The organism is Methanoregula sp., assembly GCF_035543475.1.
GTDB lineage: Archaea > Halobacteriota > Methanomicrobia > Methanomicrobiales > Methanospirillaceae > Methanoregula.
Window position 1 is genome coordinate 26,872 of sequence record NZ_DATKKA010000025.1, and the last position, 7,328, is coordinate 34,199.

Here is a 7,328-nt window from a genome sequence, read left to right on the forward strand (position 1 = left end):
ATCTGTTGGTCGCCCGGCGCTATTAGGAATTGTGCTTGCGGGAAGAGGGGATACGGGCGGCCTGATTTTCCCCCATACGGGCCAGGATCTCCTGCCAGATTCGCGATGCGATCTCTTCCTTGGTGCCGGAGGCCGGGGTACCGGTCTTTGCCGTACCGGCCAGGATCCGGTACGAACCGGTGGCAGTGCCCATGCTCTCCGGGGTATTGGTCACTACCATCCACGCGCCGCGGGAAAGGAGCGCACGGGCTTCTGGCAACGGGTCTCTCCCGATCTTGAAGGCAACGACCCGGGTCCCCTTCTTTTCAAGAACACGGTCGATTAGTTTCGGGAGCGGGTCAAGGTCAAGTGTAACCGGTTTCCCGCTTTTGATCTTTCCGTCAATTTTTTTGGGGGCAAAGTCCGATACAGCCGCCGCGCTGATGTAGATGTCGGGGGTCTTCTTTTTGAGATATTTTCCCACCGCTTCCCGCATATCCCCGGCGGTTTCCACGGGCACATTCTCTATGCAGGGAAGAGAATTATGGTGAACAAGGGTGACCTCTGCTCCGAGACGGTACGCTGCAAGCGCGAGCTCCTCGCCCATCCGCCCGCTCGACCGGGTGGTGAGCACCCGGACATCGTCCACGGGTTCCCGGCAGGCTCCGCCCGTGATGAGCACTTTTTTTCCGGCAAGCGGTTTTCCCATGAGAGCCCGCTCGCACCGGAGCACGATCTCGTCTATCTCCGCGATCTTTGCTTTTTCTTCTTCTATTCTGGGACCGACAAAACCAATACCCCATGATGCCAGGGTTTCGATATTCTTTACCACCGCCGGGTGCCGGTACATGCTGTGATGCATGGCCGGGACCACGAGTACTGGTATTCCGCTTCCCAGAGCAGTCGTGGCGAAGGTCGTGACCGGTGTATCGTCAATCCCGCACGCGATCTTACCGATTGTGTTGGCCGTGCAGGGTGCCACAAGGAGGAGCCCGGCGCTTCCGCCATCGCCGCAGTACGTCACGTGCTCGACCAGACCCGAGAGCCGGGTGATCACCGGCCTGCCGCTAGCATACATAAGTGCATCGGGATGGAGAATGCCCTGCGCCGCTGCGCTCATCACGGTTTGCACCGTGGCCCCTTTCCGGCGCAATGCATGGACGAGCTTTACTGTTTCCACCGCCGCAATGCTCCCGGTTACGGCGAGCACGATCTCTTTTCCGGCAAGGGTCTCCTGGGTCATGAAAGGGTCACATCCTGCACGATATGCCACGTGTGCGGGCGGTATTTCTTAACCTTATGTACGTGGATGGAGGGAGAAAAACCTGCGCCCCGGGCGGATTTGCGGATCGTTTCCGAGACATCGCCAATGCTGTGGACGTGAATCACGCTTCCTGCCCGGACATGGGAATATACCATGGACAGCATCGTTACTGCATCGAAATGCCCCATCACGATCCTGTCATAAATGCCGGCAAGGTGCGCCCGGCAGTCCCCGCAGGAAACCTGTACCTGTTTTGCAAGGCCGTTTGCTCTGATATTACATTCCAGGTACTCACAGGCCACCGGATTTATCTCCATGGCGTGGACGTTCGCCCCGCTCCCGGCCATCGGTATGGTAAAGTAGCCGATGCCAGCGAACATGTCTGCTACGCGTGCACCGGCAGGACCTTCCCGGATAATTCCCGCCATACGCATTTTCTCCTCGCGGTTGCCCTGTGCAAACATCACCCGGCGGGGATCAAGGTAATAGGTATACCCTTCTTCCCGGTGGCAGACCTCGTCCACATTTCCCCACAAAACTTCTGACTGAGGAGTCCGGGTCACCCCGGCAAGCGATGCAATCCAGAGCACCCCGCGCGGTTGTCGGAACCGGACAATCTCCTCAACCCCTTCCGCAGAAGGCCGGTCGCCGTGGACAACCGCCACGTCGCCAAGCATGAAATAACCCCGGCCGGTATATACGTGGCGCTCCGGGAGCTCGCGGTCGAAGGAAAAGCCGTCCCTGACCGGCACCCATGCGGTCTCTCCTTCCACATAGGGATGCCGGGCCTCATCGACCCATGCCTCACCTCGCACAGACCCCAGCTGGTCTGTCCGGACTTCCCGTACCCGCATAGGAAAACCCGGGGACTATCTCACCACGACCAGCGTGCCGCCATCACGGAGTACCTGCACGTTCTCCCCGGCGCGCACCGCCATCCACGGGCGTTCCTGGATCTCGATCGTTGCCCCGGTTGCCGGCTCAAGAAGCCCAAGCATCCCGTGCGCCACGTATGCCACAAGTGCAGGTTCGGCATTTCGTGCATTGCCAACCAGCCGGACGATCTCCTCTTCTTTTATCGCCCGGTTCCTGCCTTCCGAGAGGTCGAATACCCGCACAGAGCGGGAGTCTGCCTGCTCGACCTCCGCATAGGTTCGGGATAGTTTCACCACATCATGGCGCTGGTACCGGGGCAGGCGGACAAGGTAAGTGATCCGGAAGAGTTGCCTGCCGTTCTTCTCCCCCACCAGTTTCGGGTGGGTCGTGTACCTCCCGCCCAGCTGCGCCGTGATTCCCTGGACAATCAGGAGGCCGATATGCTGGGAGCCGACAGTGATATCAAGGCCATCCCGGTTCTCGGTCATGTCGGAGATAAAAGAGAGACGTTCCCCGCCCTGCTGGAGCGAATCCTCGATCTGGGTAGCAATCGCCGCGGCCTTCTGCATCTCAAACGGGCTTATATCACGTTCCTCTGCCCGCACCTGCACGATGCCCTCGTAATAGCTCCCGGTGATCCGGTTGCACCGGTCGCACTGCTCCCGGTGCCAGGCGAGTTCCACCATGCATTCCTTCTCCACGGGCTGCCCATACAGGATGCCGGTAATCGTGAGATATGCCCTGGACCGGTTGGCACTCAGGTCACGGACACTGACCGCAATTGAACGCCGCTTCACATCCGGGTGGAAGTGCACCGCGCTCCGTGCAAGATCAGGAGCAAGATCGGCACGCTCCCGGTTCGTATCGGTCCATGTATTCACCTGCTTTGTGGCCCCACAGCCGGGGCAGTGGGTGCTTGTCACCCGTGTGTCGCAGACAGCCCATGGCGTATCCGCCACCCGGCAGGCAGCGCAGAGCCCGTCAGCATCCGAAGGTTTGCCGCACTTGGGGCAGAACCGATCCTTAATCGTTGTCATAACTGGTAGATCTGTGCATGCGGGACTGTGCCGATCATGATGCAGTCGGCCCGGGTAATCAGTCCCATCTTTACCGCAACACCGACTGCACGTTCCCCCATAAGGTTGATATTGTCGCCTTTGCTTAACGCCTCGCAGACTGCAGCCTCATCCACATGCGTCGTACCGTAGAAACTTTCGGTCACCGTGACGTTAAGATCGCCGTGGGTGATGGTGGTATTGAGTAGTTCGCAGTCACAGACCGCGACCACGTCGCCGGCTTCCGGCGAATGGTGGATTTTGAGAAACATTACCCAGATCGTTTGCAATGGCACCAGATAAAAGGTGGGAAGGCGGCCCGGACCTACAGCACGATGCGGACGCCGTACACCTTCTCGACGGTCTCGCCATGGATACGCCAGCAGTCTTCCTCGGTGATCGCACCCGATTCGAGGAGTTTTTTGGTGATCCTCGGGACGGACTTGGGGCCGGTAACGGCCCCGGGCCGCGAGTTCTCGTCCATGAAATCGCTCTCCATGGTAAAGGGACGGCGTTCGCGGGCAAGAACCGGCACCGCTTCGTGCCGGGCTACAAGCGACGGGTGCAGGGGGGTCTCCGGGGAGCCATAGTGCTTGACCACGCGCCCGACCGGCATGCCGGCTGCCTGCGCCATATCGACGATATCGGCACAGGGCCCGCTCTCCGCGTGGACCTGCAGGGCGCAGCGGTACCCCGCGGAAAGGGAGAGCGCGTAGGAAAGCACCTCGTTTGAGGCAGCCATCACCTCGGGGCTGACCTCGTAATGCGGTCGTCCGCTCTTGAGTGCCACGGCTTTTCCTTCCCGGACATAGCCTGCAGCACAGTCGAGGCCCCCCTTCATCACCCCCACAGCATCGGCAAGGGACATACGTTCGGAAAGCCGGCTGATCTCCGCCGGGTGAATACCAAGGATGGGAAAGACCACAAGACCGGTCTCCCGGATCAGCCCGGCGATCCGGAGGGTCTCATCAAAAACCCCGGCGTAGTCAATCCCCGTTCCCGGCTCAACCCCGAGCGACCACGAAGGTTTCGAGACAAGAAAGATATGCGTTCCTCCCGCATGCAGGAAGTCCTTTGCCGCCTCCACCCCGCGCCCGTTATTCGGGTCGAAATGGATATGATCGTCAGTGATCGGAAAAAGCCGCGATCTCATGACACTCCAGGATCTTCATGAGGGGGTAGCCATTCTGCGGTGCAAGAGCGGCCCGGCAGTACGAAAAGCCCACACGGGTTACGATCTCCACATCAAACATCAGGCCGGACAATTCGCTGTACCCGAATACATTCCTTTGCATCAGGGAGCGGTCCAGCCTCACCGTGATCTCCTCGACAAAGGGCTGGAGGATGACCGCCTTTTCAATCGCCGATTCCACACTTGCGGCAGACTCCTGCGCGATCGGGGTCCCCACCCACTGGTGGTAGAGCGCCCCGAGTTTTATCCCGGCCTCGAAGATGGCCCGTTCCCGGTCCGCTGGCCCGCCGTGTACTTGTGCACCTTCCATGTCCTTTCCCTCAGATCAGCTGGATGATCCCCGACTTTGGCTCCATGGCCTCGCCGTGCCGCAGCAGCATCTCGATGCCTTCCCTTACTTTGTCGTGGGCAAAGCCCTTGGCCGCGGCCGCTTCGATCACCTGATCGATGGCAGCGCGCCGGCCTTCGCCACCGATGTCCCGGATCGCATCCTTGATCACCCGGACAATATCGCGCTTCTCCTTGGAGATGCCGGTGGCCACCTTGTCGATATCGAAGTTCCCGGTCTTTGCATCGTACGCGATCTGGCGCAGGCAGGCGTCCACGATGTGGATCACCCTTTCTGCGTCGCCGGCCTCGATCTTGTCCGAGAGCCGGATCCGGGCGCTTGCCTCTGCAAGCCGGACAAGTGCCTCGAGCTGACGGGCGGTAACCGGCACCGGCTTGTTGGGCTCGGCGATCCCACGGAGCCGGAGATAATAGCCGACCAGTGCCTCTTTTGCCTCCGCAGAAAGGATCGGGAAACAGGTCCGCTTGGAGTAGGCTACGTATTTCCGGAAGAGCGCGGGCTCGATATCGGGCATGACCGGTTTGAGCTGCTGATCGATGAACTCCTGGGTGACCCCGGGGATCGGGGTCTTCTTGTGCTGGGCAATCAGCTCCCCGATGCCGTGCGCCTTGAGGATGTGCTCGGCAATGGCAAGATCCCGTTTCTGTTCCGGCTGGTCGGTCATGATGAAGATGAGGTCGAAACGAGAAAGAAGCGAGGGGGGCATGTTGATCTGGTCGGCGATGTCGCCGTACATATCGAAACGCCCGTACTTCGGGTTGGCCGCACCCAGAAGGGCACATCGTGACTTGAGCGTGGCGGTGATGCCGGCCTTTGCCACGCTGATGGACTGCTGTTCCATGGCCTCGTGGAGGGCGGAACGATCCTCCTTCTGCATCTTGTCCATCTCGTCGACCGCTGCAATACCCATGTCAGCGAGCACCAGCGCACCGGCCTCGAGCGTCCACCGTCCTTCCCCGAACTCGTCCTTGACCGCGGTTGCAGTCAGACCCGCCGATGTGGACGACTGGCCGCTCGTGTAGATCGCACGCGGAGAGCATTTTACGATGTATCGCAGGAGCTGGCTTTTTGCAATCCCCGGATCCCCGATAAGGAGCACGTGGATATCGCCCCGTAGGTGGCTCCCGTCCGGCATCTCCTTTGCGATCCCACCGAAGAGCTGGAGCGTAATCGCCTCCTTGACATCCTCGTTCCCGTAGATGGTCGGGGCGATCGAATGAGTGACCATCCGGTAGACCATCGGATCCTGAGAGAGTTTTTTGATCGCCTCTTCGGCCTCCTCATCGATCTCGACCTCTTCAAACTCTTTTTCGGCGATCTCGATCGAGTTGCACTCCAGGAAGATATCGAAGACTGTGCTCTTCTCCCCCTTCACGATCCTCTGCATGGAACGGAGGATCCCGTTAATCACAACACGATCCCCGGGTGCGACCCTGCCGGTGAGGTCATCGGTCACATCAATATCAAGGGTCTGCGGCTGTTCCCCGCCGCGCAGGCCCTCCGGGGATTCCTGGACCCGGAGCTTCTGGGAGTCGACAAAAGTAGAGCGCTTGGGGACGAGCTCCACTTTCTTGAAGGTGCAGCCGTCCGTGGCACAGCCGTCGGGTTCGATGAACTTGCCGTACTTCTGGGTCTTCTTGGTGAAGTGGCCGGCCGGGCACTTGAAGACTGCTTCTACGATCCGGGGGCGGACCTCGGTAGTCTTCCGAAGGATGCCCTCGACCGAGACAAACCGGTTGATGTCGTCAGACCGGATCTCCCGGATGGCGGTCTTTTTCGGGAGGTTGGTGAACCGGATGTTGAGCGCTTTGGGCTCCTTGCCGTCCCGTGTCCGGACCAGCTGGTTGTTTTTGATCGCGTCCCATACGTCCTCGAGCACCTTGCCCGGGTTCTCCAGCAATTCGTCGGCAAGGGTGATACCGGCCTTCCCGAACCGCTCCACCTGGCGGTAATCGATAAACAGGGAACGCTTGTGGGGGTACAGGCGTGAGAGCTCGCCGAGTTCCTTTTTGTACCGGCTTTTTAAGAACTTCCCCCAATCCTCGGCCCGGTCGCCCTGGTGCAGTTCGGATGCCTTCTCCATGGCTGCACCTCACCGCTTCCTGGTGCTCGCAAGGACGAACCGGGCGATCAGCGCCTCCATCTGGATGTCGCTGCTTGCCCCCTCAGAGAGCCGGAAATCAGTCTCCCCGAGCGCATCGATCAGTTCCACCTTGAGCGCCCGGTCCATGTCCCGTTTCGTGAGTGCCCGGTAACACTGGTTGATCAGTTCGTTGGGGGCGATCCCCCGATCGCGCAGCAGCCGGGAGAGCAGGGTCTCAGCCCCGTCGAAATCCCCGGAGAGAGCCAGGGTCAGGAGCTCCTCGATCTCCTCCGGGCGGGCATTGGAGGTGATCGCATACACCATCGGGGCCTCGATCGTTGTACTGATGATTGCTGCCCCTTGCAGGGCATTGATTGCCTTGCGCATGTCTCCCTGCGCGATATAGACCATCGCGTCCATTGCCTCGCTTGTTACGGCAAGGTGTTCCTTTGCGGCGATCCGGGAGATCTCCTCTTTTATGGCCTGCGGGCCAAGCGGCCGGAACCGGTAGATCGCGCACCGGCTCTGGA

7 protein-coding genes and 1 pseudogene are annotated in these 7,328 nt (G+C 60.2%); all 8 read right to left on the reverse strand.

Features of this window, described 5'->3' with window-relative positions:
- Positions 1-22: 22 nt before the first annotated feature.
- Complete coding sequence (coaBC, locus tag VMS83_RS09595) at positions 23-1,222, reverse strand: bifunctional phosphopantothenoylcysteine decarboxylase/phosphopantothenate--cysteine ligase CoaBC (RefSeq protein ID WP_325412214.1); 1,200 nt, start codon at positions 1,220-1,222, stop codon at positions 23-25.
- The gene (locus tag VMS83_RS09600; protein WP_325412215.1) at positions 1,219-2,097 is read right to left on the reverse strand and encodes an SAM-dependent methyltransferase; all 879 of its coding nucleotides are present in this window, start codon (positions 2,095-2,097) and stop codon (positions 1,219-1,221) included. The genes coaBC and VMS83_RS09600 overlap by 4 nt, the downstream gene beginning before the upstream one ends.
- 15 nt (positions 2,098-2,112) lie before the next feature.
- Positions 2,113-3,156: a 60S ribosomal export protein NMD3 gene (locus VMS83_RS09605; protein WP_325412217.1), complete on the reverse strand. Its 1,044-nt coding sequence runs from the start codon at positions 3,154-3,156 to the stop codon at positions 2,113-2,115.
- A complete protein-coding gene (locus VMS83_RS09610; protein WP_325412219.1) occupies positions 3,153-3,446 on the reverse strand; it encodes a DUF424 domain-containing protein in 294 nt (97 codons plus the stop codon). The genes VMS83_RS09605 and VMS83_RS09610 overlap by 4 nt, the downstream gene beginning before the upstream one ends.
- 53 nt (positions 3,447-3,499) lie before the next feature.
- Entirely contained in the window at positions 3,500-4,327 is an 828-nt protein-coding gene (locus VMS83_RS09615; protein WP_325412221.1) for a TatD family hydrolase, read from the reverse strand.
- Positions 4,299-4,676: a dihydroneopterin aldolase family protein gene (locus VMS83_RS09620; RefSeq protein WP_325412223.1), complete on the reverse strand. Its 378-nt coding sequence runs from the start codon at positions 4,674-4,676 to the stop codon at positions 4,299-4,301. The genes VMS83_RS09615 and VMS83_RS09620 overlap by 29 nt, the downstream gene beginning before the upstream one ends.
- A gap of 10 nt (positions 4,677-4,686) precedes the next feature.
- A complete protein-coding gene (locus VMS83_RS09625) occupies positions 4,687-6,798 on the reverse strand; it encodes a minichromosome maintenance protein MCM (protein ID WP_325412225.1) in 2,112 nt (703 codons plus the stop codon).
- A gap of 9 nt (positions 6,799-6,807) precedes the next feature.
- A pseudogene (locus tag VMS83_RS09630) lies at positions 6,808-7,328 on the reverse strand (Replication factor C small subunit); the annotation flags it as partial.